The following is a 2,413-nucleotide window of genomic DNA, read 5'->3' on the forward strand; positions in this document are numbered from 1 at the left end:
GGACTTGGAAAATACAGGCAATATGGGTACTGGGATTTTTCTTTATTGCAATTTTGAAAGCACAGAATAAATGGTATTTTGGTTTCGCTTTTCTAGTTTTATGTCTACTTGTAAAAAACAAGGCCACAACAGCCCTAAACTGTGTGACCAGTGACATCCTAGTATATATAAGCAAACTATCTCTGTACCAAATTTCTTTTCAATTCATTTAGGATTACTTTTCTTTGAACAAGTAATTCAGCTCCTGCTTCTTCCCAGCGCTCCATTCCTTGTTCGGATTCAATAATTTGTAAGGCTTTTTTCTTTATATTTTTCTGAATTTCACCTTTTTCCAACTGTAGGGCTGCAAGTGCAAGATATACTATTGGAGACTCCTCATCATCCTCCAGTACATCCTCAAATGATTCTAAAATCTGTTTTGTAGCTTCTTTTACAGTCATGCCTTCTGCTAGTGCATCATCAAATTCAGCCTTTATGTCCAGTGCTATATCATCATCAAAAATACCGGCATTCCAAGTACCCATAAAAATTCACTCCTTTAAACTACATTAATCCACTTTCACGAAGTCTTTTGATATACCTATTTTTTTCTGAAATTTCATTTCCAATCCCATAAGATTCATATTTATTAATGTCTTCCTTTGCTATTTCAATTCGTTCACCATATGTCTCATGGGAATCTTTTTCTCCTTTACGAATGTAATACCTTTTATCTCCTGCATCTTGAGTCCAAAAAAAGGGCATATCAATTTCTTTCTCTATGGGTTTGTTATCTATAATTTCCCATATACCTTTTCGTAAAGCATCATCATAACACCAAGTCATTACTATCGGTTTTTCTTTTACTGCCTCATCATAAATAAACCCAGAAATATCAACCATTGGTTTAATACGGTACAGTTCCATAAAAACAGTAGCTTGGTTAATTTTCAAGATGCGACCAACACCATTTAAGTTGTCTTCAAGGGGGACTAAAAATATGTCTCCTACTTTATAACGAATTCTTTTTGCCATTATCCTTCACTCCTATTTCAGTTTTTTTATAAAATTCCAAGCATCATCAATATAATTAGTAACTTTCTTCGTAACCTTTGGATTGTTAATATCCAGTGGTTTAATTTTATTAAGAAGATTTTTATTATTAAACCCTCCATGACTTTCAAAAACCAAATGTTCTAACCCTCTTGCTTCTGAATGTGATAGTCCTTTTAATGTTTTTCCTTCAAACTCTGCGGCTCTAATTCTAAGTCCATTTTTATTAGAATCTGCTTTCCAATGTTGTTTTTGCCGTGCTTCAATGCTCTGCCTTGTTCTTCCGACATACTTAACTCCATCATCGTCATACAATTCATAAACTGTATATCTATAATCAAATCTTTTACTCGATTTTATAGTACTGTTTATCGCTGACATATTAGCTGATATTTTCTTCGTGGCTTCACTTGATAAATCAGCAGCGTAAACTGGTTGAGTATCACCTAAAACATCAAATATAATACCAGCATATGGAATAACTGATCCTATACTACATATTATTTGATATGTTAAATTATCAGCTTTTTTAAATGAATTGTCTTTTCGTAACTTTTCAACTTTTTCTTTACAGAAGCTTTTTAGTGCTTTAAACTCATACTCATCGATTATGTTACTATCATAAGCTACATGTGCATAAAAGTACATATCATCATAATACGATATCATTTGCTGAACTTCGGGCTTCAAATTAGTATCAGATGCGAGGAATAAAATTTCTCCACCTGCAATATTAGTATATTTTCCATTTATCGCCTTATTTGTCCAACTCAGCAAGGTACTATAATGTTCTCCGCTGCCCATCAATTTAAAATTAGAGTCTAAAGAATGCCCATTATCTAAATAATCTTTTAAGAATTGATTTCGAGCGGAAGTATAATTTGTATAAACATTATGATAGCCTAACTGATACAGATTGGATTTGAGTTTATCCAAATCACTAATAACTTTTACGTTACCCTGACCTGAGTAATGCTTTGTACCTCCATCAGTAGTTGAACTGTTCCCAACCCCTGTCTCCAGCCAGTCTACATACCCTTCGCCATAGTTAAACACTTCATTCGTGCTATAAGCTCCAGTTTGAATATAATGTATCTCTCCATAATTTGTTGCATTAATTCCTTTCTGGCTATTCTTGTCAGTTATATTTCCACCTATTACATCTTTAATATAGGCACCTTTATTATTGACTATCACAGCAGTTGCATTTTCCCCAAGCCTAACTTCATTTTTTACTGTACCATAATTATTAAGAGTCAAACTGCTATTCTTTCCAGTAGTTATAGTATCCATAATGCCATAATTATTTATGGTTACATTGGAACCTGCATAGGTTGAAGCTGACGTAACGTGATCCCCTTGCTTTACGTTCACAGTAGTA

Annotated in this window: 3 protein-coding genes; all 3 read right to left on the minus strand. The window is 33.4% G+C overall.

Annotated features, from left to right (window positions below; translation table 11 throughout):
* Positions 1–176 precede the first annotated feature (176 nt).
* A complete protein-coding gene (locus T344_RS0119340; protein ID WP_027630043.1) occupies positions 177–524 on the minus strand; it encodes a DUF4259 domain-containing protein in 348 nt (115 codons plus the stop codon).
* Positions 525–543: 19 nt separating this feature from the next.
* The gene (locus T344_RS0119345; RefSeq protein WP_027630044.1) at positions 544–1,014 is read right to left on the minus strand and encodes an immunity 26/phosphotriesterase HocA family protein; all 471 of its coding nucleotides are present in this window, start codon (positions 1,012–1,014) and stop codon (positions 544–546) included.
* A 12-nt stretch (positions 1,015–1,026) separates the two neighbouring features.
* A partial coding sequence (locus T344_RS31180) for a hypothetical protein (protein ID WP_162178048.1) occupies positions 1,027–2,413 on the minus strand: 1,387 nt, incomplete at its 5' end.

Origin of the sequence: Ruminiclostridium cellobioparum DSM 1351 = ATCC 15832 (genome assembly GCF_000621505.1) — a bacterium.
Taxonomy (GTDB): Bacteria; Bacillota; Clostridia; order Acetivibrionales; family DSM-1351; genus Ruminiclostridium; species Ruminiclostridium cellobioparum.

Excerpts from the sequence above, each read along its gene's own strand:
- T344_RS0119340 (WP_027630043.1), bottom strand. The coding sequence starts at position 524 with ATGGGTACTTGGAATGCCGGTATTTTTGATGATGATATAGCACTGGAC.
- T344_RS0119345 (WP_027630044.1), bottom strand. The coding sequence starts at position 1,014 with ATGGCAAAAAGAATTCGTTATAAAGTAGGAGACATATTTTTAGTCCCC.